The sequence below is a fragment of the Candidatus Enterococcus avicola genome (assembly GCF_047470845.1).
GTDB lineage: Bacteria > Bacillota > Bacilli > Lactobacillales > Enterococcaceae > Enterococcus_D > Enterococcus_D casseliflavus.
On the sequence record NZ_JBLGTY010000007.1, the window covers coordinates 18807 to 44624 of the forward strand.

The window sequence follows — 25818 nt, forward strand, 5'->3', positions numbered from 1 at the left end:
GTGCAATCCCTCCTAACAAAATTTTTTTATTCACTACGTTTATTATAATACTTTCTAATCACGCTATGCCATATTTTTATACACATTAACTATAAATTGCCGACAAACCATTTTGTTAAAGGATTTGGCTGTCTGCATATTTGTAACTTCACTGCTTTTTGCATTGATTTTGTCCCCGCTCATCATTAGTGAGAAAGAACAAAAAAACTGGAACAAAAAAGAATGTCTTTCTGTTCCAGTTTCTGGTTTTATATTTCATCCATTCCAAACGTCACAATCGACGTAATTAGATAGACAGATGGGTTATAGTTGCTTATTTCTCAATTGATTCGCCTTCTCTAGTAACTTTGTTATCGTAAGATTTTATGACAATTACCATAAAAAGAATTCACGGTCAAAATTGCTGAAAAGAACTCGTTTTTCTTAACGACGTTCTAACAACACGACACACTCCACATGGGTCGTTTGTGGGAACAAATCAACAGGTTGGACTTCTTTTGTCACATACCCTTCTTCTTCAAACAACGCGAGATCACGAGCCAAGGTTGCTGGATTGCAGGAAATGTAAACGATGCGCTCTGGTTTAACTGCAGCGGTCGTTTCAATAAAGCTGGCATCTAAACCTTTGCGAGGTGGATCAACGAAGACGACCGTCGGTTGAATGCCTTCACGTAGCCATTGCGGCATGATTTTTTCGGCTTTACCGATAAAGTAATGCACGTTTTCGACACCATTTCTTTTGGCATTGGCTTTGGCATCGTTCACTGCTTCAGGAATGACTTCCATCCCTAACACTTCTTTCACGCGATCAGCCAAACTGATCCCGATCGTTCCGATTCCTGCATAGGCATCCACAACGATATCATTTTCAGACAGTTGTGCCATCTCGAAGGCGGTTTGGTACAAGACTTCTGTTTGCGCTGTGTTGACTTGATAGAAAGATTTCGCTGAGATTTGGAAGGTTTTGCCTAATAATTGATCATCGATCGATGACTTGCCATACAAGACACGCTCGAACTCGCCCATGATCACATTGGTTTTTTCTTCATTGATGTTTTGAATGACAGAAACAACTTCTGGAATCTCTTCGTGGATCACTTCCGCGATCTCTTCTCCCTTGAAGAATTTCGGTTTACGTGTCACTAATACGACCATCATTTCACCTGAGTGATGCCCACGACGAACGACAATGTGGCGTAAGAACCCTTCATGGGCTTCTTCATTGTAGGCTTTGACATTGAAGCGCTGCAAAATATCTCTGACTTTGCTGATTGCTTGATCGATGTTTGGATCTTGAATATAAAAGTCTTCGATCGGTACCAGAGTATGGCTGTTTTTGCGGTAAAATCCAGTCGTTAATTTTCCATGAATCTTTTGCACAGGGATTTGCGCTTTGTTGCGGTAACCAAATGGTTTTTCCATTCCGATTGGTGCCTTGACCTTGATTTCAGGCAGTTTGGCGATTTTAGCCAAAACATTCTCTACTTGCTGCTGTTTGAAGGCTAATTGCTTGTCATAGTTCAAATGACTCAATGGGGCGATCCCGGTGCGCAACAATGCTTCATTCGGTAATTCTTGCCGATCAGGACTTGCTTGCAACAGTTTCATCACTTTGGCAAAACCAAATTTGTTGCCGACTTTCAATACTTTGACTAAGGCACGTTCATTTGGCAGGGTGTTTTCAATAAATAATAAGTAGCCATCGACTTTGGCGATCCCATTTCCTTCATGGGAAAGGTCCAAAATATCGACTTCAAGTTCCTGATTCTTTTTAACAGGATAATTTTTCATAGATTTCTCCTTTGTGCTTACTTTCTCCATTTTAAAAAGGAATGGTCGAAATTGCAAGCGCTGCTTATTTTAACGGTTCAACAGATCGGGTAGACGTGCAAAAAAGAACCGAAGGAGGGAAATCGGCTGATTGCTTTTCTAGGGGTTGCGGCGAAGAGCCGCTGCACCACAGGAGCAATCCCTTTTCCATCCTTCGGAAAATCGAACAGATCAGAAGTTGGTAAAAACCTTGATCATTGTTTATTTGTCAGCTGTTTTTTTCTTTTTCTGTGATTTTTCCCGTTCGCTCTTGTTCAAGATTTGTTTTCTCAAACGAATGCTTTCTGGTGTTACTTCACAATATTCGTCATCGTTCAAGAACTCCAATGATTCTTCTAGTGAAAGGATTCTTGGTTTCTTGATGACAGATGTTTGGTCTTTCGTCGCTGAACGAACGTTGGTCATTTGTTTTGCTTTCGTGATATTGACCGTTAAGTCATTGTCACGAGAGTTTTCGCCGACGATCATTCCTTCATATACTTCAGTACCTGGTTCAACGAAGACCGTTCCACGTTCTTCAATACTCATGATTGAGTAAGTCGTTGCTTTTCCTGTATCGATCGATACTAGTGCGCCGTGGTGGCGTCCGCCGATTTGCCCTTGGATCATTGGCAAGTATTGGTCGAAGGTGTGGTGCATGATACCGTAGCCGCGAGTCATTGATAAGAATTCTGTCGTATAGCCGATCAAGCCACGAGCTGGTGCTAAGAAAATGATCCGTACTTGTCCATTTCCTGTATTGATCATATCTTGCATTTCTGCTTTACGAATCCCTAGTGATTCAATCACTGAACCCATGTATTCTTCTGGTGTGTCGATTTGCACTCGTTCAAATGGTTCGCATTTCACGCCATCAATTTCGCGTTCGATAACTTCTGGACGAGAAACTTGCAATTCAAAACCTTCACGACGCATGTTTTCGATCAAGATCGACAAATGAAGTTCGCCACGTCCTGAAACAGTCCAAGAATCTGGTCCGATTGGTTCAACACGTAGAGACACGTCTGTTTGTAGTTGCGCCATCAAGCGTTCTTCAATTTTACGAGCGGTTACGAATTTCCCTTCACGACCTGCAAATGGTGAATTGTTCACGACAAAGGTCATTTGTAACGTTGGCTCATCAATGTGTAAAACAGGTAACGAGTCTTGGTGATCGATCGGTGTGACTGTTTCACCAACGAAGATGTCTTCCATCCCAGAAACAGCGATCAAATCGCCAGCTTTCGCTTCTTGGATCTCTAAACGTTTCAAACCGAAGAAACCGAATAATTTTGTGACACGGAATTTCTTCACTTGGCCATCAAGTTTCATCAAAGCAACTTGGTCACCAACTTTGATCGTTCCACGAAAGACACGTCCGATTCCGATGCGTCCAACGTAGTCATTATAATCAAGCAACGATACTTGGAATTGCAATGGCTCATCGCTGTTGTCGATTGGCGCTGGAATATGTTTTACGATCGTATCAAACAATGGTGCCATCGTTTTTTGTTGATCGGCAGGATCATCTGATTCACTTGAGGTTCCGTTGATCGCTGAAGCGTAGATCACTGGGAAGTCCAATTGGTCATCGTCTGCACCTAATTCGATAAATAGTTCTAATACTTCATCTACCACGTGCTCAGGACGAGCAGATGGTTTGTCGATTTTGTTAACAACAACGATTGGTACTAAATGTTGTTCCAACGCTTTTTTCAATACGAAACGTGTTTGAGGCATCGTTCCTTCATAAGCATCAACAACTAAAACAACACCATCGACCATTTTCATGATCCGCTCTACTTCACCACCGAAGTCCGCGTGTCCTGGGGTATCCATGATATTGATTTTGGTTCCGTTGTATTCAACCGCTGTATTTTTCGCTAAGATCGTGATACCACGTTCTTTTTCGATCGCATTTGAATCCATCGCCCGTTCTTGTAATTGGGTATGGCTATCTAACGTTTGGGATTGTTTCAATAATTCATCAACTAATGTAGTTTTTCCGTGGTCAACGTGGGCAATAATAGCGACGTTGCGGATATCATTTCTAATATTCAATTTATAAACTCCTTTTTTGGTGACATTGCACTCGACAAGCCATTATACCAGAATTTCTTTCTGAAATATAGTGCAAAGTTTTCATTTTTACAGAAAAAACCAGATATTTATTAAATATCTGGTTTTTTCTTATTGATTGACGATCGCCAATAATTCTTCAAAAGCTTTCGGTGTACCGCCTACGAACAATTCCCGTCCATTCAAGGATAGCGGCTCTCCTTTGATGTTTGCCATTTTTAATCCAAGGGTTTCTAACAAAACGCCCCCTGGCGCATAATCCCATGGCGCAAGATGAGAAAGATAGCCTGCTCTTTGTCCTTTAGCGAGGGCAATCAGCTCTACCCCAGCACAGCCAGTCATACGAATGCCTAATGCTTTGTCACTGACCTCGGTTTCGTGGTGGCGGTTATGGATCAACATGGGTGAATTCAAGCCAACGAGACCTTCGGATAAGGCAATATCTTTCGGCGGTTCGATCTTCTCGCCATTGTTATAGACACCAATCTCTGGACCACCCCATAAGAATTCATCTTTCATAACATTATAGACAAAGCCAAAGCGCCCTTTGCCCTCTTCGTAAATCGCGATCATGATACAAAAGTTTTCTTTTTCTAACACGAAATTCATCGTTCCATCGATCGGATCAATGATGAAGACCCGCCCACTCATGTCGGCAAGTGTGTCCAGTCCGTTTTCTTCACCTAAAATTTTGGCATCCGGATCATAGGATTGGATCTTACCAATCAGAAAATCTTGCGTGGCTTTATCCAATTCTGTCACTAAGTCTTTCCGTCCTGATTTTGTCTCGACCACTAAGTCTTCTTTATTTAAATTGTCTTTGATCGTTTCACCTGCAGCGATCATCCACTGGCGAACTTCATTAACGATTTCATGCATTCGTTGATCTACCCTTTCATTTTTAATTTTCCCTCAGTCTTTTTCGCTGCCTGCACAGCATGGTACAGCGAGTAGCCTGATAGTTCTTCAAATTCTCTGCCTAAACGGCGTTCCTCGCCAATACTAGGAACGACTTTCTTAAAGGCTTGATACGCCTCAAGAAACGTACTACTAGGAAGGCCTTTTTCATAGGCTTGTTCTAACCGTTCCCACATCTTCATGACGACGACCATTTCATCTGTCGACCAATCTAAGTCAAGAGGATATTGATAATCCCGCATAGTTTTCACCTCTAGTTTCTTTCTCTTCCAGTGTACCATAAAACCTCTTATTGTCGAAAAGAGGTTCTTTGGTACAAGCATTTTTTTATAAGTAATTCTCTTAAAAAAACTAACAAAGAATCACTCTGCTCGTTTAGTCACCGACAGCAAAGCGGATATTTTGTTGTTTTTCTAGGCATTTGTTACACTTGTGTTAGCAACCTAAAGGAGGAATTCTCTTGCGTTTAGAAAACAAAAAAATCATTGCCTTAGTCGACAATGATTTCGAAGATTTAGAACTGTGGTACCCGGTCCATCGGTTACGGGAAGAAGGCGCGCAAGTCGATTTAGTCGGTGAAGAAGCGCATAAAACGTATATTGGCAAATACGGTGTACCCGCAGAATCAGCCTATGCTTTTTCTGATATTCATGCCGATGACTACGATGCCATCTTAGTTCCAGGTGGTTGGGCGCCTGATAAATTACGACGTTTCCCAGAGGTCATCTCTTTCGTGCAAACGATGGACAAAGACGAAAAAGTCATTGGTCAAATCTGTCATGCAGGCTGGGTCTTGATTTCTGCGAATATCCTGCAAGGCAAGACGGTCACCAGTACACCAGGCATCAAAGATGATATGACAAATGCTGGAGCCACATGGGTGGATACACCTGTGGTTACGGATGGACATATCGTTTCCAGCCGCCGTCCTCCAGATCTACCAGACTATATGCGGGAATTTATCGCTGTATTAGAAAAGAAATAGTACCCGTTGATCAGATTCAAAAGAGTTGCGACCGAAGCAAATACGGCCGCAACTCTTTTTTCTACCTATCGATCATTCGCTTACGATCGCTAGTTTCTTGTTACTTTTAGGGATTTTTTTCACACCGATAAAGGTCAATGCAGCACCTAGAACGGCAAACCCAGTCCCAATCAAAAGCATTTCCCAAACACCGAAGCTTTGGATCAGCATCCCGCCCAAAAGATTACCGATCACGCCACCGATCGTGGTAGCAATGATAATAATCGTTTGTCCAAAAACCCGATCTTCATCTGCCAAACTATGGTTGAACAAATAAGCCGAAGCTGGAATAAACAAAGCAAAGCTAACCCCTTGCATCAAATGGCTCATTTCCATCAGGATGATGGAGCTGATCAACAGCATCAGCACCCCACGAATGGCAAAGGCAACACTGGAAAACAACAGCCAAAAACGACTAGACCGTATCCTCACTAACTGTTCAAAGAAAATCATGCCTGGCAATTCACATAACGCCGCAACCATCAGGGCGATGCCAACTTCCTTACTGCCACCGCCAATATCGGCAAAAATTTGTGCCAAAAAGCTGTTGATCATCGTGTGGAAGCTGAAAAGAAAGCTAAACCCGACAAAGAGAAAGAGTAGAAAAGGATATTTCTTCAAAAAGGCACCTGAATGACTTTGTTCTGTAAGCATCACGGGCATTTCTGGCTTCTTAATCGCTGGCAGCAAAAGCAAAATAATGAGAAACAAAACGGCCTGCCCGATAGCGATCATCGGCAAAAGGGCTGCCGAAAACTCCTCCAAGAGCTGCCCCAGTAAAAAGGAGGTTCCCGCAAATCCTAGTGACCCACCCGCACGCGAAAAGCCAAAATTGATTTTGTTGCCGCTATTCGTGTATTCAAACGCCAAGGCGTTGAGAAAGGACTGCATGGAAACGAGCAAAATCCCTCCTAAGACATAGGTCAGTATTGATAATGCAGGGAAAATCACACCTGCTAAGAGCACCGCGACCACGCCGATTGTCATCGTTTTCAAGACAACGATCAGCGGTACTTTACTTTTTTTGATAATGATTTGACTGATGAAGGGCTGCAAAATCGTAGACGCAATATTGACTAAGGCTAAAATACCGCCAATTTTTGCTGGATCGACCTTGAAATAAATCAAAAAAAGGGTCGCAAAGCCATAGATTGAGCAAAACATCATCCAATAAAGAAATTGCAAACTTGTGTAGTAAAACCGAATCCTCTTGTCACTCGCATGATTACGCATACATCCCCCACCTTATCCATATTCCTTAGCAACTAAATATAGCATAGAACCGATGGATTTTCTATCCTTCTACCAACAGAAACCGCAGTTTTATTTGAAACACTAACCGACAACAAAAAAGCGCAGCATAGTATCCTGCGCTTTTCCTACTGCTTCAACTATTTAGAGCTGTTGGAAGGCTTGCGTGAGATCTTCCAAGAGATCGTTGATGTTTTCCAATCCAATGGATAGGCGAATCGTCTCTGGACGAATTTTGGCTGCTGCAAGTTCTTCTACGCTAAGCTGGGAATGGGTCGTCGAAGCTGGATGGATGATCAAGGACTTTGCATCCCCGACATTTGCCAGCAAAGAGAAGAGCTTGGTTGCGCCACAAAAGGTTTTGCTTGCTTCTGCTCCACCCTTTAATCTAAAGGAAAAGACGGAACTGGTCCCTTTGGGGAAATACTCCTGCGCCCGTTCAAAATAGGGGCTGTCCGGCAGTGTTGGGAAATGAACCCAAGAGACTTCCGAGTGCTTGGCTAAAAATTCAGCAACTTGTTGCGCATTTTCTACATGACGTTCCATCCGCAACGAAAGCGTCTCGATGCCTAACAGCAACACCCATGAATTGAAGGGAGAAATCGCAGCGCCTGTATCTCGTAAAAGAATCGTTCGTGCCCGAGTGATATAGGCAGCGTTACCAGCGGCTTCTACCCATGAGATTCCATGGTAGCTATGATCGGGATCGACCAGCTTGGGAAATTTGCCATTTGTCCAATCAAAGTTGCCGCTGTCGATAATGGCCCCTCCCAAAGCAGCGCCGTGACCACCGAGGTATTTTGTCGTGGAATAAACGACGATGTCCGCCCCATGCTCAAATCCTCGAAACAGATAGGGAGTCGCAAAGGTATTGTCAATGATGAGGGGAATCCCTGCTTCATGAGCGATCGCTGCAATCTTTTTAAAGTCGGCAATATCAATATCTGGATTGCCTAAAGACTCTAGAAAAACTGCTTTAGTATTTTCTTGGATGGCTGCTTTTAGTGCTGCCAGATCTTCACTATCAACAAAGCTTGTAGTGATGCCAAAATCTGGCAACGTATGAGCGAATAAATTATAGGTCCCCCCATAAATTGAAGCAGCAGAAACGATATGATCTCCTGCTTGTGCAAGATTTAAAATCGCATAGGTGATCGCTGCTGAGCCAGAAGCCGTTGCTAACGCACCGACACCGCCTTCTAAGAGGGCTAATCGTTCTTCTAGAACAGCCGTTGTCGGATTGGTAATACGGGTATAGATATTGCCATTCTCACTAAGACTAAATCTCGCTGCCGCTTGATCTGCGTCCTCAAACACATACGATGTGGTTTGATAAATGGGTACGGCGCGACTCCCTGTGGTAGGATCTGGTGTTTGTCCTCCGTGTAATTGAATCGTCTCAAATCTTTCTGTCATACTATTCCTCCTTAATAATACAAATAAAAAAGCCCTCTGATATCGAGATATCAAAGGACGTGTTTACGTGTTACCACCTTTATTCAAGCAGACTTTCCAGCATGCTTCTCAGCAAGTACGCGACAAATTAACGTCGTTATACTCTGACGCGATAGCGGGCGCACCCGGATCTCCTTATCTTTCGTACAAGTTCAGAAGATCACCTCTGAGGCCATTTTCGATTGATTCTACAAGTTCTTCTTGCACCCTACGAAGACTCTCTAGGCTTGCCAAATCAATGTACTTTCCTCATCAACGGTTGAAATATTAAGAGCATCGTATCATTTACAGAAGATTCTGTCAATAGCTTAGGATCGCTTTATTTTTGGTGATAAAAAAACTCGTTCACCAAATGATGAACGAGTTTCAAAAAACTTAAATGTGGATTGGTAAACCTAGAGCTAACTCAGCAGCATCCATTGTTATCTCACCTAGAGATGGATGTGGATGGATGGTTAACGCGATATCTTCTGCGTTCATGCCAGATTCAATAGCAAGAGCAAGTTCTGAAACCATATCGCTTGCTCCTAAACCAGCAATTTGCGCACCGATGATCACATTGTCTTCAACCGTTGTTACTAAGCGAATGAATCCTTCGGTTTTTCCTAAAGATAACGCACGACCGTTACCTGAGAATGGGAATTTGAATGCTTTTGCTTCAATTCCAGCATCCTTGGCATCTTTGATCGTCATACCGACAGAAGCCAATTCTGGGTCAGTAAAGGCAACTGCAGGCATCGCTTTGTAATCAACAGCAACTTTTTTGCCAGAGATTGCTTCAGCAGCGATTTTTGCTTCGTAGCTGGCTTTATGTGCTAATGCAGCACCAGGAACGATATCACCAATTGCGTAGATGTTTGATACGTTGGTACGGCCTTGTTTGTCAACCGTGATCAATCCGCGTTCGCCTACTTCAACACCTGCTTGTTCCAAGCCCATGTCATCAGTATTTGGACGACGGCCAACAGTAACCATCACGTAATCAGCAGTAACTGATTCTTCTTTACCATCTACGGCATATTTCACAGTTACGCTATCGCCATTGTCAATTGCTTCTTTCGCCATTGCGTTGGTAACGACTGTTACACCTTTTTTCGCAAAGTCTTCTTCAACCAATTTGACCATGTCTTTTTCATAGGTTGGCAAGATTTGAGGAGAACCTTCAAGGATCGTTACTTCTGCACCTAGGTTTGCATACGCTGCACCTAGTTCAGAACCGATGACACCGCCACCGATAACAACGAATTTTTTAGGAACTTCTTTTAATGCCAATCCGCCAGTTGAATCAAGGACACGTCCGCCGAATTTGAAACCAGGGATTTCAATTGGACGAGAACCTGTTGCGATGATCGCATTGTTGAAAGAGTAAGTTTGTGCTGAATCTGGGTGGATGACACGCAATGTGTGATCATCAACGAAGAAAGCTTCTCCTTCAATTGTTTCAACTTTATGTTTTTTCAATAGGAAACCAACACCAGAAGTTAACGTTTTAACGACTTTGTTGTCTTTCCATTCTTGTGTTTTGGTAAAATCAAGGGAAACATTTTCACTTGTTACACCAAACATTGTTGAATCCAAAGATTCTTGGTAATGATGACCTGCAGCGATCAAAGCTTTTGAAGGGATACAACCAACGTTTAAACAAACGCCGCCGATGTATTCTCTTTCAATGATTGCTACTTTTTGTCCCATTTCAGCAGCGCGGATGGCAGCTACATAGCCGCCAGGTCCCGCACCGATTACAACTGTATCTAATTCAACAGCAAAATCTCCAACTACCATTTGTTAATCATCCTTCCATCATTAATAGCTCTGGATCAGCTAATAGACGTTTGATATTATTCATTGCTTGTTGCGCTGTTGCGCCATCAACGATACGGTGGTCGAAGCTTAATGAAAGTTTCATCACACGTCCGACAACGATTTCGCCTTCAGCGTTTACGATTGGTTGTTGCGCGATCGTACCTACACCCAAAATAGCTACTTCAGGGTAGTTGATTACTGGTGTGAACCAGCCGCCACCAACTGAACCGATGTTACTGATCGTGATGGTACCGTTACGCATATCATCTGCAGCTAATTTGCCGTCATGAGCAAGTTTTGCTTTTTCGTTGATTTCATCAGCGATAGCAAACATGCCTTTACGATCTGCATCTTTTACGTTTGGTACATACAAACCATGGTCAGTATCTGTTGCGATACCGATGTTGTAATAGTTTTTGTATACGATCTCTTGTTTTGCATCATCGATCGACGCATTCAAGATAGGGAATTTTTTCACTGTTGCAGTCAATGCTTTCACAACATATGGTAAGAAAGTAAGTTTTGTGCCGTTTGCAGCAGCAACTTCTTTGAATTTCTTACGGTTATCCCATAGGTTTGTTACTTCAACTTCATCATGCAAGGTTACATGAGGTGCTGTTTGTTTGCTGTTTACCATCGCTTTAGCGATTGCTTTACGTGTAGGTGTTAAGGCCACACGTTCTTCTAAATCACCTAAGTTTGATTTGAAGGCTTTTGCTGGAGCTGCTGGTTTGCTTTCAGTTGCTGCAGCTTTTGTTTCTTCTTTCGCAGGAGCTTGAGTTTCAGCTTTTGCAGCTTGTCCGCCACCTGATAGGAAGTTTTCGATGTCTTCTTTTGTTACACGGCCGCCTTTACCTGTTGCTGATACTTGAGAAATATCAACATCTTTTTCACGAGCAAATTGACGGACAGAAGGCATAGCCAAGACGCGTTTGTTAGGATCTGCTGCTTCAACAACACTTGCTGAACCAGAAGTTTCCACTTTTTCTTTTGGTGCTGCTGCAGATGTGCTTGATGAAGCAGGCGCACTGTTGTGACCAGGTGCGTCGATTTCAACTAAAACATCCCCAACATTTGCGACTGTTCCTTCAGCAACAACGATGTTTTTCACTGTTCCTGTTACTGGAGATGGAATTTCTTCCACTGATTTGTCATTTTGAACTTCAAGCAACGTATCATCTTCATTGATGGTATCTCCTGCTTTAACGAACCATTTTACGATTTCACCTTCTGCAATACCTTCACCGATATCTGGTAATTTGAATTGGAAAACGCCTGCGCCTTCAGAAGAACCAGCTGATGCTTCAGCCGTTTCCGTTGTAGGTTCTGCCGCTGGTTTTGCTGGTGTTTGAGACTCTGCTGCTACACCTTCATCGCCTTCGTTGTCTTCATGTCCTGGTGCATCGATCTCAACAAGGACGTCCCCAACGTTTGCGACTGTACCTTCAGGGACAACGATATTTTTCACTGTTCCTGTTACTGGAGATGGAATTTCTTCCACTGATTTATCATTTTGAACTTCTAGTAAGGTATCATCTTCATTGATGGTATCCCCTGCTTTGACGAACCATTTTACGATTTCGCCTTCTGCAATTCCTTCACCGATATCCGGTAATTTAAATTGAAATGCCATTTTCTATTCTTCCCTTCTTCAACTATTAAAAGTTCACGATTTCTTTCACTTTGTCTTCGATGTCTTTTGCATTTGGCAACCAAATGTTTTCAGCTTGACCGAATGGGAAGATCGTATCTGGTGCAGACACGCGTCCGATTGGAGCTTCTAGTGATAGAACCGCACGTTCAGAAATTTCAGAAACGACTTGAGCACCAACACCTGCTTGTTTTTGTGCTTCTTGAACGACAACCACACGACCAGTTTTTTCAACTGATTTGATGATCGTTTCAACATCAAGAGGAGCAACTGTACGCAAGTCGATGATTTCAGCGTTGATGTTTTCTTTCGCTAAGTTGTCAGCAGCTTTGATTGCTTCACGAACCATCGCACCATAAGTGATGATGGAAACATCAGAACCTTCACGAGTTACTGCTGCTTTGTCTAAAGGAACTTCGTATGCTTCTTCTGGCACTTCTTCACGGAATGAACGGTAAAGTTTCATGTGCTCTAAGAAAACAACTGGGTCATTGCTGCGGATAGAAGCAATCAATAATCCTTTTGCATCATATGGGTTTGATGGAATAACGACACGGATACCAGGTGATTGAGCGATCAATCCTTCCAAGTTATCTGAGTGCAATTCTGGTGTGTGCACACCGCCACCAAATGGTGAACGAATAGTGATTGGTAAATTACGTGTACCACCCATACGGTAACGAGTACGCGCCATTTGACCAACGATTTCGTCAAAGGTTTCAAATACGAAACCAAAGAATTGGATTTCTGGAACTGGACGGAAACCTTCTAATGCTAAACCGAAAGCCAAGCCGCCGATACCAGATTCAGCAAGAGGGGTATCGAAGACACGATCTTCGCCGAATTTTTCTTGTAAACCTTCTGTTGCACGGAAAACCCCGCCGTTTTTACCGACATCTTCACCAAAGACTAAAATCTCTTTGTCATTTTCCATTTCAACAGCTAAGGCATCTGTAATTGCTTGAATCATTGTTTTTTGTGCCATGACTATTTCGACTCCTTCGCTTCGTAAGTTGCAATTTGTTCTTTAATGTTTTGTGGTTGAACTTCAAACATGTTTTTCAAGAAATCTGAAACTTTTTGTTTTGGCACGCGGTCAGCTTCAGCGATCGCTGCTTTGATTTCTTCTTTTGTTTGTTCAATGACTTGTTCTTCTTTTTCTTCAGACCAAAGTCCTTTTTCAGTTAGGTAAGTACGGAAACGTACCAATGGATCTTTTTGTTGCCATTCGCTGTCCATGTCTTTTGAACGGTAACGGGTTGGATCATCACCAGACAATGTATGTGGACCGTAACGGTAAGTCAAGGTTTCAATCAATACAGGACCGTTGCCGTTTGCTGCCCATTCACGAGCTGCTTTAGAAACATAGTACACTGCCAATGGATCCATACCGTCAACTTGGATACCAGGGATCCCAGCTGCTGCTGCTTTTTGTGCCAATGTTGGTGCCGCACTTTGTACTTCACGAGGTGTAGAGATCGCAAAACCATTGTTTTGGATGTAGAATACAGCGTTTGCATGGTATGCCCCTGCAAAGTTGATTGCTTCATAGAAGTCCCCTTGTGAAGAACCGCCATCACCTGTATAAGTGAATACAACATTTTTCTTATTGCGTTTTTTCAATCCTAAAGCAACGCCGGCTGCTTGGACGTATTGTGCACCGATGATGATTTGTGGTGGCAATGCTTTTAAATCTTCTGGGTAAAGGTTCCCAGCAACGTGACCACGTGACCATAAGAACGCTTCTTTCAATGGCAGACCGTGTTGGATCAATTGTGGTACATCACGGTAACCAGGTAATAGAACGTCTTCTTTTTCAAAAGCAAATTGACTTGCTAATTGGCTTGCTTCTTGTCCAGCAGTTGGCGCGAAGAAACCTAGACGACCTTGACGGTTTAACGCAGTTGAGCGTTGGTCTAATACACGAGACCATACCATACGAGTCATCAATTCAACTAATTCGTCGTCACTTAAATCTGGTACTAACTCTTGATTTACAATTTTCCCGTCTTTGTCCAAAGCTTGGTAAGTTGGAAAATCTGCATTGACTTGCTCCAAAATCGCTTGGAAATCAAGTGCTTTTTGTTTTTTTGCCATCTTGACACACTTTCCTCTCTGATATAAAAATTCACTTTCGTATGTAACAGGGTTTAAATCTGTACTATCGAAATTTCATTTACTCTTATAAATTATCATTTAACTTCGAAAATGACAAGTGAAAAGGGTATTTTTTTTAATAAAACAATTCCCACTGTAGCAACTCTTAAGAAAACATTAGTGAAATTAATCACATTAAAGCAATCGCTTTCTTCAATTTTTTCTTTTCAGATTCTTTTTTTTATTTAAGAATAGTACAGCAATCATCATTTAGCTAAACAGATTTACCATTAACCTCCTTTTATTACTTGTGAAGGATTCGACTTGAATCAAAAAGAATTTTCTTAAGATGAGAAAAAAATAATACAGAGATCGGATAAAAAGAAACAGATCGGCAATTCTCCCCTCCATAGGAAGAACGCCGACCTGTTTTTTTAAATCCATTCTTTCGTCACATGAATGTAAATGCGTTTGGCAAATTCAACTGTTACTAAATAAGCGAAATTGATACCAATAAACCATGGCCAGTAGCTTGATGGCAGCGCCGCAAAATCGAAGACGGTGTGCAATGGCGTCAAGATAACTAAGAAGCCAACTGCAATTGCTAGGACGCTGGAGATCAGGACTGCCGGTGAAGCAATACTATTGATAAATGGTAATTTTCTTGTTCGGATCATGTGAACAACTAAGGTTTGTGTCGTTAAGCCGATCATAAACCATCCTGCTTGGAACAAGGCTTGCTCTTGGATCGTATTTGCACTAAAGACATGCCACATCACAAAGAAGGTCAAAATATCAAAGATGCTGCTGACCGGTCCAATGCCGACGGTAAACTTCAATAGTCCGCCTACTTGCCATTTGACTGGTTTTTCTAACTCTGCTTTGTCTACGTTGTCCCATGGAATCGTCAATTGTGCCATATCGTACACCAAGTTTTGAACCAACAATTGAATCGACAACATTGGTAAGAAAGGTAAAAAGGCACTAGCAACTAAGATCGAGAAGACATTCCCGAAGTTCGAACTCAACGTCATTTTGATGTACTTCATCATATTGGTAAATACTTTGCGCCCTTCGATGACCCCTTTATCAAGGACATTTAAACTTTTTTCTAATAAAATGATCGAGCTGGCATCTTTGGTGATATCTGCTGCTGTATCAACCGAGATGCCAACATCTGCCGTGCGTAAAGCAGGCGCATCGTTGATGCCATCTCCCATAAAGCCGACTGTATGGCCTGCTGCTTGAATGGTTTCAATGATTCGTGATTTTTGCATTGGGTTTAATTTTGCAAACAGATTGGTTTTTGCAGCTTTCGCTGCTAACTCTTCATCTGACAGATGATCAATATCGGTTCCCAATAAGTATTCATCTGCATCGATACCAACATCTCGGCAAACTTTTTGCGCAACGATCGCATTATCTCCAGTCAACACTTTGACATTGATGCCATGACCGTGTAAAGAAGCAATCGCTGTTTTGGCTGTTTCTTTTGCTGGATCTAAGAAGCCCATAAAGCCAATCATGATCATGTCTTGTTCGTCTGCTACAGAATAAACGGCATCTGCGTGAGCATCGCGTTTTACGGCAACTGTCAACACGCGCATTCCTTGTTTATTCAAGCGCAGGTTCACTTGACGTAATTGCTCTCTCAATTGAGGAGTCAATTCCATCACTTTGCCATCAACTTCTACGTATTTGCAGACTTGTTCCATTTCTTCAGCTGCACCTTTTGTGACCATCAGTTGATGACCATCCGCATTGACAACAACCGTCAAGCGACGACGTGAAAAGTCAAAAGGAATCTCATCGATTTTTGTCACATCGTTAAATGGCGCTGCCAAACCTTCTTCTTCATAGTAGTTTAGCACTGCGATATCCATCAGGTTTTTCCACCCTGTTTGATAGTAAGAATTTAAATAGGTCATATCAAGAACTTGTTTATCTTCTACGCCAAACGGGTTTAAATGTTGTACCAGCACGACACGATCTTCGGTGATCGTACCCGTTTTATCGGTACATAATACATCCATTGCACCTAAGTTTTGAATCGAAGGCAATTCTTTGACGATCACTTTTTCTTTTGACAAAGAGATCGCCCCTTTGGCTAAGTTACTGGTAACGATCATTGGTAGCATTTCTGGCGTCAAACCAACTGCTACTGCAATCGCGAAGAACAACGCTTCGCCCCAATCACCCTTGGTTAATCCATTGATCAATAAAACGATTGGGAAAAGAACCATGACCATTCGCAACAATAGTTTGCTGACTTTCGTTAAGCCATCTTCAAAGGTTGTTTTGCCGCGTTTCGTGGTCGCATTTTTAGCAATATCGCCAAAGAATGTACTTTGACCGGTTTTCAAAATAATGGCTTTTCCTTGACCACTTAAGACATCGGTACCCATGAAAACAAGATCTTGCATATCTAGTGCAGAAATTTGTTCATCGCTTTCTTTGATCCCAGCATCGACAAATTTTTCAACGGGCATTGATTCGCCTGTTAATGAAGATTGATTGATAAATAAATCTTTGGTCCAAATCAAGATCGCATCCGCAGGGATCATGTCGCCAGTTGCTAAGGTGACGATGTCTCCAGGAACGACTTCATCCATTGGAATTTCTCTCGTGATTCCATCTCTGGTTACGGAACAAGTATTTTCAATAAGTTCTTTTAACGCTAAGCTTGCTTTTTGGGAACGGTATTCTTGGACGAAAGTAATCATGACACTGGCTAAAATCATGATTCCCATCACGATCACTGCTTCAATATCGCCTGTTACAAAAGAAATAATCATTAATAGGGCTAAAACTAACACAAAGGGATCTTTAAAAGCGCCTAAGATCATCAACCAAGCGGGTGTTGGTTTTTGTGCGTCGACTTTGTTTGGACCATACTCTGCTAAACGTTCTGCAGCATCTTCTTCCGATAACCCTTGGAAGGAGGTCCGCATCTCCATCAATAATTCTCTTTCGGTCAATTTTGCAAGTAATTTTAGTTCTTGATCTTTCGATAGTTTTTTTAACATCTTTTTTTCCTCCTAGCACTTAGGAGTTGCTTACGCCACCCCTAGCGATTCGATAACTACTCCGCTGTTTCATCTGGGGACTGGGGTATTCCATGTGAATCTTCCTTTCTTTTTATTAGGTAAGTCACTGTGGAACGCGCGCAAAAGACACAAAAAAACGCACGCTCCCAATAAGCATGCGTAAAAAACTCATGATCATTGTAGAGCTTTAGCACTATAGGGCGTAGATAGCAAATTTGCTATCAGCTACTTTGGGTTTAACCTTCACGATTAGACCTGTCCTACCAACTAAGCATCTCTCGATGCTTTTGCGGCAGCAGCTTGTGTCCATATAGGAGCCTCACCTAACAATTATTTGTATAAAATGTCAGTTCGTCGGAAGTCTTTCTTCCAACTACCCACATAATAACTGCTATCCTAACCAATGTCAACAGCATCTAAGGAAAAAAGCACCCTTTTTTCCAAGTTTTCCATAGGTTTTCAAATGAAAGGTCTTACAATAAAATAACAGCGTTAAAGAACTGATGTGATTTTATACTTGATAAACCTTTATATACGAGCAGATGAACAGAAATCCTTTCAAAGCGAAACTCACACTTAATCAAGCTTCTTCGTTTGTCACAATCAACGAAAAAATGGAAACGGCGTTCCCGCAGGTTTCATGGATATAAAAAAGACAGCCATTTAACAAACAGCTGCCTCTTCCTCTATGTTCACCTATACTGGGAGAATTATTATTTACTCTAGCTCTCATGAAAAATGATCGGCTAAAATCTGAAGGATTCGCTGGCTTGCTTTCCCATCGCCGTATGGATTTTCTGCATGTGCCATGGCATTGTAAGCTTCTGGATCTTCTAGCAGTCGCTTTGTTTCCTGATAAACCGCAGCTTCAGACGTACCGATCAGTTTTAACGTACCTGCAGCAATCCCTTCGGGACGCTCTGTTGTATCTCGCAAGACCAAAACAGGAACACCTAATGACGGCGCTTCTTCTTGAACACCACCGGAATCCGTCAAAATCAAGGTACTTTGATTCGCAACGTTATGAAAATCAATGACATCTAAAGGCTCAATCAACGTAACATTTGCTAGTTCCCCAAGAATCTCCTGAGCAATCCCTCGGACTTGGGGATTCTTGTGCATAGGGAAAACCACTTTGATCGTTGGCTTCTCCTTTGCGATCTGCGCCAAAGCACGAAAGACCTGCTGCATCGGAGCACCTAAGTTTTCTCGACGATGCATTGTTAATAGGATCATGGCTTGATCTGCTGCGGAAAGTTCTGGATGCTGGTATTCCTCCGAGATCGTATAACGCATCGCATCAATGGCGGTATTACCTGTTACATAAATTGCAGACTCATTGCGGTTTTCAGCCAGCAGATTTTTTTTGCTTTGGGAAGTTGGCGCAAAATAAAAATCAGCTAAGACATCGATTAACTGACGATTGGCTTCCTCTGGATAAGGAGATTTTTTGTTCCATGTGCGCAAACCGGCTTCCACATGCCCCACAGGAATTTGCTGATAAAAGGCGGCCGTCGCGGCTGCATAAGCGGTGGTCGTATCCCCATGAACCAGCACGATATCAGGAGTTTCTTTTTGCAGGATCGGTTCTAGATCCAGTAAAACTTTGGTGGTGATCCCTGTCAAGGTTTGCCCTAAAGTCATAATATCCAGATCATAGTCTGGTGCGATCTCAAAAACCGTTAATACTTGATCCAACATTTCTCGATGCTGCGCCGTCACCACAACGATCGATTCAAAACGCGGGTCGTTTTCCAATTCCTTAACTAGTGGCGCCATTTTGATGGCTTCCGGTCTGGTACCGAACACTGACATCACTTTGATTGTCATTTGGTCACCCGCTCCTCTACTCTTCATTGCTTCTATTATAACGAAGAAAACAGAAAAACAAAATGGTTCTTCTTACAAAAAAAGAAACGACCAATAGGAGGTCGCTTCTTTAGTATCCTGTTTAGATCGTATCTCCATTGAAAATCGAATTCTTCACGATTACGTAATCCACTTTACGAATCGATTCTAAATCTTTTCCACCTGCATAAGAGATCGATGATTGCAAGTCTTGCTGCATTTCAACTAACGTGTCTTTCAAAGAACCTTTGTATTGAATCCAAATTTTCTTTCCTTCCACGTTTTTCTTTTCACCTTTTTGAAATTCTGATGCAGAACCAAAGTATTCTTTCATCACAACGCCGTTTTCTACCTTGGTTTCTCCTGGTGATTCTTCATGACCTGCAAACAATGAACCGATCATGACCATTGTTGCACCGAAACGGACAGATTTAGCGATATCGCCGTGTGTCCGAATGCCGCCATCTGCAATGATTGGTTTGCGAGCAGCTTTGGCACACCAACGTAGTGCTGCTAACTGCCAGCCGCCAGTCCCGAAACCAGTTTTGATTTTTGTGATACAAACTTTCCCAGGTCCAATGCCGACTTTCGTTGCATCTGCACCAGCGTTTTCCAATTCACGAACTGCTTCTGGCGTTCCAACATTTCCAGCGATCACAAACGTTGCTGGCAAATGCTTCTTGATGTGTTGGATCATATTGATCACGGCGTTTGAGTGGCCATGAGCAATATCGATCGTAATAAAATCAGGAACAAGCTCTTTGTCAGCTAGTTCTTCCACAAAGGCATATTCATTTTCTTTGACACCTACGCTGATAGAAGCAATCAAGCCACGGCTCTTCATTTTTTTGATAAATGGAATCCGTGCTTCTTCATCAAAGCGGTGCATAATATAAAAATAGCCATTTTCAGCTAAAAATTCTGCGATCGAATCATCAATAATCGTTTGCATATTTGCAGGAACGACAGGCATCTTAAAAGAGTGTCCGCCTAATGTCACCGTGGTATCACATTCTGAACGGCTGTTCACGATACACTTGTTAGGAATCAGTTGTATATCTTCGTAATCAAAAACTTTCATGTCAAACATAAAAATATCCTCCAAATCTTACTAAGAGTGAAGCAAGCATCAAATGGCATCAGCCTATTTTTAACGCCCACAACAATTTAAACCACCTAGAAGTGAAATACAAGCTTTTTAGAAATACTTTTTGAAAAAAAAGGATGAATGTTCGTCTTTTGCGAACATTCATCCTTATAAGTACTGAAAAAAACGGGATTTACTAATAAATTACGGCAAGATGTTCCCTGCTGCTTTATACACCTCATACCATTCATGGCGAGTCAATACGATCGAAGATGCTTGCGCGATTTCTTCGATCCGATGTGGGGTCATCGTTCCAGCAATCACTTGCATGTTTGCAGGGTGACGTAAGATCCACGCAGAAGCAATACCTGTCGGTGTCGTTTGATACTTGTCCGCTAGTTCAGTCAATTTTTCGTTCAACTCGGGGAATTTCTCGTTACCGATAAAGACACCTTCGAAGAAACCATATTGATACGGAGACCAAGCTTGGATCGTCATCTCATGCAAGCGAGAATATTCAAGAATTTCTCCATCATGATCGACACTACCAGCATCCGTCATGTTGACATGAATTCCTTGATCGATCATTCCCGTATGCATGATCCCGAATTGCAGCTGATTCGCTACTAAAGGTTGGGAAACATATTTTTTCAACAATTCGATTTGACCAGGTTTTTGATTGCTGACACCGAAGTATTTCACTTTGCCGTCTTTTTCTAATTGATCAAAGGCAGCTGCCACTTCTTCTGGTTCAAACAAAGTGTCAGGGCGATGCAATAGTAGCGCATCCAAATGATCGGTTTTCAAACGCTGTAAACTACCTTCCACGGAAGAAATGATATGCTCTTTCGAAAAATCAAACATTTCACCTGGAACGATGCCACATTTTGATTGAATGAACAACTCTTCTCTTTTGGCATCCGTTTTTGCTAACGCTTCCGCAAAAATCGTTTCACACTCCCCGCGCCCATAGATATCGGCATGGTCAAAAAAGGTAATGTCATTTTCAATCGCTGTCGTCAATACTTTCACTGGGTCTTTGGCATTGTTGATTCGCATCAAACCTAAAATCACGCTAGATACTTCTAAATCTGTGGGACCGAATTTAATTTTCACGTAAAGTTCCTCCTTATTTAAACTACATTCTTATTTTAGCACAACAAGATGAAAACGCTACACCAACGTCAAAAAAACCTCCTATAAAATGAAAACCACCAGCACAACCGATTGGTTCTACTGGCAGTCATCCTTTACTTTCAATTTGCATTACGCATTGAAACGTTCTTTACTTCATTGCCTTTGATGAGTTGCTATAGTGTAAGGCTTTGTCACCAATGTCATTTCGATAAAACAAACCCGACAAAGGCAATTTATTGATTGCTTCATAGACGTTCTTTTGTGCAGTAGCTAAATCCTCAGCTGAAGCTTCCACAAGAAAAACACGACCACCAGCTGCCGTCAAATCGCCTTGATCAGCAGTCTCCTCCACTCCTGCATAAAAGAATTGTGTTCCTTCTCCTTGAGGAGATGGAACAGGCATTCCTTGCTGATACTTGCCAGGATATCCTTGCGATGCAATCACGACACCGATCGAAGCCGCTTGATTCCAGCGGATCGCGGGCTCTCGATCCTGCAAGAGATCATCAATGATCTGTGCCAGGCTACTATCTAAACGACTTAACACGACTTGCGTTTCTGGATCACCAAAACGAGCATTAAATTCAATGACTTTCGGTCCATCATTAGTAGCAATCAGACCTGCATAAAGAATACCAGTAAATGATGTCTTATTAAGAATCATCCCTTTTGCTGCAGGAAGTAAAACTTCTTTGACCGCTTGATCGACCATTTCTTGCGGAATCTGCGGTACTGGTGTGTACGCCCCCATACCTCCTGTATTCGGCCCTAAATCGCCATCAAACGCACGTTTATGGTCTTGGGCAATGACCATTGGATAGACGGCTTCGTCCTTAACAAACGCCAAGAGCGAAAACTCTTCGCCAGCCAAAAACTCTTCGATCACCACTTTTGCACCACTTTCACCAAAAGCATTTTGCTCCAGCATCGCTTCGACAGCTGCATTCGCCTCATCAACGGTTTCAGCAACAACTACGCCTTTACCTGCCGCTAAGCCATCCGCTTTGATAACGATCGGTGCACCTTTAAGTTGGATATATGCTTTTGCTTGCGCACTATCTGTAAAGCTTTGATAGTCAGCTGTTGGAATGTGATTGGCACGCATCAATTCTTTGGCAAACTCTTTTGATCCTTCGATCATCGCTGCTTGTCGATTGGGACCAAAAATTTCCAAGCCCGCCGCCTGAAAATCATCTACGATGCCATTTAGTAATGGAACTTCTGGACCAACGAAGGTCCAATCAACCTCCTGCTCTTGAGCAAAAGCAATCAAACCTTCATGATCAGACTCTTCAATTGCGACTGTCACGATCCCGTCTTTTCGCATTCCAGGATTGCCCTTTGCACAAAAGACTGTTTCAACTTGAGGGTCTTGCAGAAACTTTTTTGCGACGGCATGTTCTCTGCCACCACTACCAATAACAAGTATTTTCATCGTCTTCTCCTATTTCTTAGTGTTTAAAATGACGAACACCAGTAAAGACCATCGCCACACCGTACTTATCTGCCATGTCGATCGATTCTTGATCTTTGATACTACCACCAGGTTGAATAATCGCTTTGATTCCTTGTTGTGCTGCATATTCGACACTGTCATCCATCGGGAAAAAGGCATCGCTTGCCAGCACTGAACCAGCCAATTTATTGTTTTCACGGGCTTGTTCCACAGCGATTTTCACTGAACCAACGCGGTTCATCTGACCAGCACCGATCCCGACGGTTTGCTGTTGATTGGCTAAAACGATCGCATTGGACTTCACGTGTTTCACCGCTTTCCAAGCAAATGCCAAGGCTGCGATTTCTTCTGGTGTCGGCTGTCTTTTGGTCACCACGGTCCAATCTGCTGGTGACTCCATTTGATCGTCTGGTTCTTGCACCAATAAGCCCCCAAGGACAGAGACAACTTCTGGCTGTTTGGCTGCTTTTTCGAAATCAACAACCAGCAAGCGCAGATTTTTTTTCTTCGTTAGGATTTCAAGTGCTCCTTCTTCAAATGCAGGTGCAATAATGATCTCAAGAAAAATCCGCTGCAGCTGCTGCGCAGTTGCCACATCAACTGGACGATTTAAGACGATAATCCCGCCAAAAATCGACACTGGGTCTGCTTCGTAAGCTTCTTGGAAAGCTTCAGCAATCGTTTCTCCACTTCCGATTCCACATGGATTCATGTGCTTTAGGGCTACTGCAGTTGGCTCTGTAAATTCTTCTGCGATCCGTAAGGCAGCGTCAGCATCTTTAATGTTGTTGTAAGACAATTCTTTGCCGTGGATTTGTTTTGCGCTGGCAATCGAATAGGGCACGGGTAATGCGTCTTGATAGAAGGAAGCTTTCTGATGACTATTTTCACCATAACGCAATGTTTGTTTCAAAACATAGGTTTTCGTCAAGTTCTCCGTTTCTGTTTCAGCCACCGCTTTGGTCAAGTATTCACCAATCAAGGCATCGTAGGCTGCGGTATGGCGGAAGACTTTGGCAGCTAATTTCTTTCTTGATGCCAACGTCGTATTGCCTTCCTTCAGCTCAGTTAAGACCCAGTCGTAATCCTTGGGATCAACGACAACAGTTACTGAGGCATGGTTTTTCGCCGCAGAACGCAGCATGCTTGGTCCGCCGATGTCGATATTTTCGATTGCGTCGGCTTCTGTGACATCAGGCTTGCTGATCGTTTCTTTGAATGGATAAAGATTGACGACAACGAGGTCGATCGGTAAAATACCGTGCTCAGCCATTGCCTCCATATGAGAAGGCAGATCACGTCGCCCTAATAGACCACCATGCACCCGCGGATGTAGCGTTTTTACCCTACCGTCCATCATTTCAGGAAATTCTGTGATCGCTTCGATGCCGATCGGTTGAAGCCCTGCTTCCTCCAAGACGGTTTTGGTCCCGCCAGTTGAAATGATCTCAAATCCTAAATTGGTCAATTCTTGGACAAATGGTACCAGTCCTTCTTTGTCAGACACACTGATTAATGCACGTTTATTCACGATTTGATAGCCCCTTTTCCACAATTTCAGCTAAAACAGCTGGATAGATTTGGTGTTCCACTTGATGAATTTTCTCTGTCACACTTGTTAACGTATCGTCGGTGTCAATCCGAACGATTTCTTGGGCAATGATTGGCCCTGTATCAATGCCAGCATCGACATAATGAACCGTAACCCCCGTCACTTTCACGCCATAAGCGAAGGCATCGGCAATCCCAGATTTGCCTGGGAAGCTCGGCAACAACGAGGGATGGATATTGATGACTCTGCCTTCATAAGCGGATAATAGGGTGTTCCCGATGATCCGCATATACCCAGCTAAAACAATAAAATCGATGGCATGATACTGCAATTCTTCGATCAATTTCCTTTCAAAGGCTGCTTTTGACGCAAAAGCCGCTGGCTCCAAGACAAGCGTTTCATAGTCTCTTGCGCGGGCTTTTTCTATCACTGGCGCTGCTGGTTTATCGGAAAAGACCAATCCGATCTGCGCCCCTTTGATTTCATTAGCCTGGATCGCATCGGCGATCGCTGTAAAATTGCTGCCCGTTCCAGAAGCAAAGACGGCGATCCTCATCGGACTGCCTCTTTAAAGCAGACAGCTTCGTTGTCACGTTTCGTCACTTTACCGATCCGATACGCTGGTTCTTCATTGGCGGATAGAAGCGCCATTACTGCCGCAACATTTTCTGGCGCAACGGCTAAGACCATACCGATCCCCATGTTGAAAATCTCGAACATTTCTTGGTGAGGAATCGCGCCATGAGCAGCGATCAGATCAAATATCGGCAACTGCGGCCAAGTGTCTAAGGAGATTTCTGCCGCCAGACCTTCAGGCAGCATCCGCGGGATATTTTCAACAAAGCCGCCACCAGTGATATGAGAAATTCCAGCTAGCAATCCTTCTGTCAATAAAGGCTTCAATGCATCCACGTAAATTCTCGTTGGCGTCAATAAACTTTCTGCAAGTGTTTGGTTGTCAAGTTCTGCAAATGTTTCTGCTCCTGTATAGCCATGCTGTTCAAAAAAGACTTTTCTGACTAAAGAGTACCCATTCGAGTGAATGCCTGATGAAGGCAAACCAATCAGCTCATCGCCTTCTTTGATGGTTTCTCCAGTGATCAAGCGACTTTTTTCGACGATTCCTACGGCAAAGCCAGCAAGATCATATTCTTCTGGTTGGTACATTCCCGGCATTTCAGCGGTTTCCCCACCAATCAGGGCAGCACCCGCTTGCACACAGCCCTCTGCGACACCAGCAATGATTTGTTCGATCTTTGCCGGATCGTTTTTACCGACTGCAACATAGTCAAGGAAGTAGATAGGTTCTGCCCCTTGAGCGACGATATCATTCACGCACATTGCGACACAATCAATGCCGATCGTTGTGTGCTGTTCTTGCTGGATCGCCAATAAAAGCTTAGTTCCTACACCATCTGTCCCAGAAACGAGTACTGGTTCTTTCAATTGGTACGATGATAAGTCAAAACAGCCACCAAAGCCCCCGATTGCCCCCATCACGCCTAGACGTTCTGTTCGTTTCACATGCTTTTTGATCCGTTCGACTACTTCATAACCGGCTTCGACATCGACACCGGCTTTTGCATATGCATTTGCCACGTTCG

19 protein-coding genes, 1 riboswitch and 1 other annotated feature are annotated in these 25818 nt (G+C 42.9%); of the genes, 1 reads left to right on the top strand and 18 read right to left on the bottom strand.

The features are described 5' to 3' along the window. Window positions 1–423: 423 nt before the first annotated feature. From rlmD to ACI3E5_RS07980, 4 genes are all read right to left on the bottom strand, one after another. On the bottom strand, window positions 424–1791 hold the full coding sequence (gene rlmD, locus ACI3E5_RS07965; RefSeq protein ID WP_498821346.1) for a 23S rRNA (uracil(1939)-C(5))-methyltransferase RlmD: 1368 nt from the start codon (window positions 1789–1791) through the stop codon (window positions 424–426). A 240-nt stretch (window positions 1792–2031) separates the two neighbouring features. Then, a complete protein-coding gene (gene typA / locus ACI3E5_RS07970; protein ID WP_005230064.1) occupies window positions 2032–3870 on the bottom strand; it encodes a translational GTPase TypA in 1839 nt (612 codons plus the stop codon). 129 nt (window positions 3871–3999) lie between these two features. Further along, window positions 4000–4767: an inositol monophosphatase family protein gene (locus ACI3E5_RS07975; protein WP_016611043.1), complete on the bottom strand. Its 768-nt coding sequence runs from the start codon at window positions 4765–4767 to the stop codon at window positions 4000–4002. Window positions 4768–4775: 8 nt separating this feature from the next. Then, the gene (locus ACI3E5_RS07980) at window positions 4776–5048 is read right to left on the bottom strand and encodes a UPF0223 family protein (protein WP_008381425.1); all 273 of its coding nucleotides are present in this window, start codon (window positions 5046–5048) and stop codon (window positions 4776–4778) included. 218 nt (window positions 5049–5266) lie between these two features. On the opposite strand from ACI3E5_RS07980, the gene ACI3E5_RS07985 reads away from it, so the two are divergent. Continuing rightward, on the top strand, window positions 5267–5791 hold the full coding sequence (locus tag ACI3E5_RS07985) for a type 1 glutamine amidotransferase domain-containing protein (RefSeq protein WP_005230058.1): 525 nt from the start codon (window positions 5267–5269) through the stop codon (window positions 5789–5791). Between the two features lie 72 nt (window positions 5792–5863). Here the strand turns inward: ACI3E5_RS07985 and ACI3E5_RS07990 are convergent, their stop codons facing one another. The 14 genes from ACI3E5_RS07990 to purM form a co-directional block, all read right to left on the bottom strand. After that, window positions 5864–7063: an MFS transporter gene (locus tag ACI3E5_RS07990; protein WP_325845053.1), complete on the bottom strand. Its 1200-nt coding sequence runs from the start codon at window positions 7061–7063 to the stop codon at window positions 5864–5866. 162 nt (window positions 7064–7225) lie between these two features. Further along, entirely contained in the window at window positions 7226–8497 is a 1272-nt protein-coding gene (locus ACI3E5_RS07995) for an O-acetylhomoserine aminocarboxypropyltransferase/cysteine synthase family protein (protein ID WP_325845052.1), read from the bottom strand. A gap of 50 nt (window positions 8498–8547) precedes the next feature. After that, window positions 8548–8801, bottom strand: a binding site (T-box leader). 110 nt (window positions 8802–8911) lie between these two features. Further along, window positions 8912–10318 (bottom strand): dihydrolipoyl dehydrogenase, encoded by a 1407-nt coding sequence (gene lpdA / locus ACI3E5_RS08000; protein ID WP_005230052.1) that lies wholly within the window; start codon window positions 10316–10318, stop codon window positions 8912–8914. Window positions 10319–10325: 7 nt separating this feature from the next. Continuing rightward, window positions 10326–11972: a dihydrolipoyllysine-residue acetyltransferase gene (locus ACI3E5_RS08005; protein WP_142974095.1), complete on the bottom strand. Its 1647-nt coding sequence runs from the start codon at window positions 11970–11972 to the stop codon at window positions 10326–10328. Window positions 11973–11997: 25 nt separating this feature from the next. Continuing rightward, window positions 11998–12975 (bottom strand): alpha-ketoacid dehydrogenase subunit beta, encoded by a 978-nt coding sequence (locus tag ACI3E5_RS08010; RefSeq protein WP_005230047.1) that lies wholly within the window; start codon window positions 12973–12975, stop codon window positions 11998–12000. 2 nt (window positions 12976–12977) lie between these two features. After that, window positions 12978–14087 (bottom strand): pyruvate dehydrogenase (acetyl-transferring) E1 component subunit alpha, encoded by a 1110-nt coding sequence (gene pdhA / locus ACI3E5_RS08015; RefSeq protein WP_005231936.1) that lies wholly within the window; start codon window positions 14085–14087, stop codon window positions 12978–12980. A gap of 434 nt (window positions 14088–14521) precedes the next feature. Beyond that, window positions 14522–17113, bottom strand: coding sequence for a magnesium-translocating P-type ATPase (mgtA, locus tag ACI3E5_RS08020; protein ID WP_010749598.1), 2592 nt, complete (start codon window positions 17111–17113; stop codon window positions 14522–14524). A 187-nt stretch (window positions 17114–17300) separates the two neighbouring features. Continuing rightward, a riboswitch (M-box (ykoK) riboswitch) is annotated at window positions 17301–17472 on the bottom strand. A gap of 391 nt (window positions 17473–17863) precedes the next feature. Further along, window positions 17864–18964 carry a non-hydrolyzing UDP-N-acetylglucosamine 2-epimerase gene (wecB, locus tag ACI3E5_RS08025; RefSeq protein ID WP_325845051.1) on the bottom strand — a complete coding sequence of 367 codons (1101 nt, stop codon included), beginning with the start codon at window positions 18962–18964 and terminating at the stop codon, window positions 17864–17866. A 121-nt stretch (window positions 18965–19085) separates the two neighbouring features. Further along, window positions 19086–20063, bottom strand: coding sequence for a GMP reductase (guaC, locus tag ACI3E5_RS08030; RefSeq protein ID WP_005230038.1), 978 nt, complete (start codon window positions 20061–20063; stop codon window positions 19086–19088). Between the two features lie 210 nt (window positions 20064–20273). Next, complete coding sequence (locus ACI3E5_RS08035; protein WP_325845050.1) at window positions 20274–21185, bottom strand: aldo/keto reductase; 912 nt, start codon at window positions 21183–21185, stop codon at window positions 20274–20276. Between the two features lie 169 nt (window positions 21186–21354). Then, window positions 21355–22641 carry a phosphoribosylamine--glycine ligase gene (purD, locus tag ACI3E5_RS08040; protein WP_498821353.1) on the bottom strand — a complete coding sequence of 429 codons (1287 nt, stop codon included), beginning with the start codon at window positions 22639–22641 and terminating at the stop codon, window positions 21355–21357. Window positions 22642–22657: 16 nt separating this feature from the next. Beyond that, a complete protein-coding gene (gene purH, locus ACI3E5_RS08045) occupies window positions 22658–24193 on the bottom strand; it encodes a bifunctional phosphoribosylaminoimidazolecarboxamide formyltransferase/IMP cyclohydrolase (RefSeq protein ID WP_015509884.1) in 1536 nt (511 codons plus the stop codon). Beyond that, the gene (gene purN, locus ACI3E5_RS08050) at window positions 24186–24770 is read right to left on the bottom strand and encodes a phosphoribosylglycinamide formyltransferase (RefSeq protein ID WP_010749592.1); all 585 of its coding nucleotides are present in this window, start codon (window positions 24768–24770) and stop codon (window positions 24186–24188) included. The genes purH and purN overlap by 8 nt, the downstream gene beginning before the upstream one ends. Then, window positions 24767–25813, bottom strand: coding sequence for a phosphoribosylformylglycinamidine cyclo-ligase (gene purM, locus ACI3E5_RS08055; RefSeq protein WP_010749591.1), 1047 nt, complete (start codon window positions 25811–25813; stop codon window positions 24767–24769). The genes purN and purM overlap by 4 nt, the downstream gene beginning before the upstream one ends. Window positions 25814–25818: the final 5 nt, after the last annotated feature.

Bases quoted from the DNA above. Each gene is read 5' to 3' on its own strand.
- rlmD (WP_498821346.1), bottom strand. From the start codon at position 1,791: ATGAAAAATTATCCTGTTAAAAAGAATCAGGAACTTGAAGTCGATATT.
- ACI3E5_RS07975 (WP_016611043.1), bottom strand. From the start codon at position 4,767: ATGCATGAAATCGTTAATGAAGTTCGCCAGTGGATGATCGCTGCAGGT.
- ACI3E5_RS07980 (WP_008381425.1), bottom strand. From the start codon at position 5,048: ATGCGGGATTATCAATATCCTCTTGACTTAGATTGGTCGACAGATGAA.
- ACI3E5_RS07990 (WP_325845053.1), bottom strand. From the start codon at position 7,063: ATGCGTAATCATGCGAGTGACAAGAGGATTCGGTTTTACTACACAAGT.
- ACI3E5_RS07995 (WP_325845052.1), bottom strand. From the start codon at position 8,497: ATGACAGAAAGATTTGAGACGATTCAATTACACGGAGGACAAACACCA.
- lpdA (WP_005230052.1), bottom strand. From the start codon at position 10,318: ATGGTAGTTGGAGATTTTGCTGTTGAATTAGATACAGTTGTAATCGGT.
- ACI3E5_RS08005 (WP_142974095.1), bottom strand. From the start codon at position 11,972: ATGGCATTTCAATTTAAATTACCGGATATCGGTGAAGGAATTGCAGAA.
- ACI3E5_RS08010 (WP_005230047.1), bottom strand. From the start codon at position 12,975: ATGGCACAAAAAACAATGATTCAAGCAATTACAGATGCCTTAGCTGTT.
- pdhA (WP_005231936.1), bottom strand. From the start codon at position 14,087: ATGGCAAAAAAACAAAAAGCACTTGATTTCCAAGCGATTTTGGAGCAA.
- mgtA (WP_010749598.1), bottom strand. From the start codon at position 17,113: ATGTTAAAAAAACTATCGAAAGATCAAGAACTAAAATTACTTGCAAAA.
- wecB (WP_325845051.1), bottom strand. From the start codon at position 18,964: ATGACAATCAAAGTGATGTCAGTGTTCGGTACCAGACCGGAAGCCATC.
- guaC (WP_005230038.1), bottom strand. From the start codon at position 20,063: ATGAAAGTTTTTGATTACGAAGATATACAACTGATTCCTAACAAGTGT.
- purD (WP_498821353.1), bottom strand. From the start codon at position 22,641: ATGAAAATACTTGTTATTGGTAGTGGTGGCAGAGAACATGCCGTCGCA.
- purN (WP_010749592.1), bottom strand. From the start codon at position 24,770: ATGAGGATCGCCGTCTTTGCTTCTGGAACGGGCAGCAATTTTACAGCG.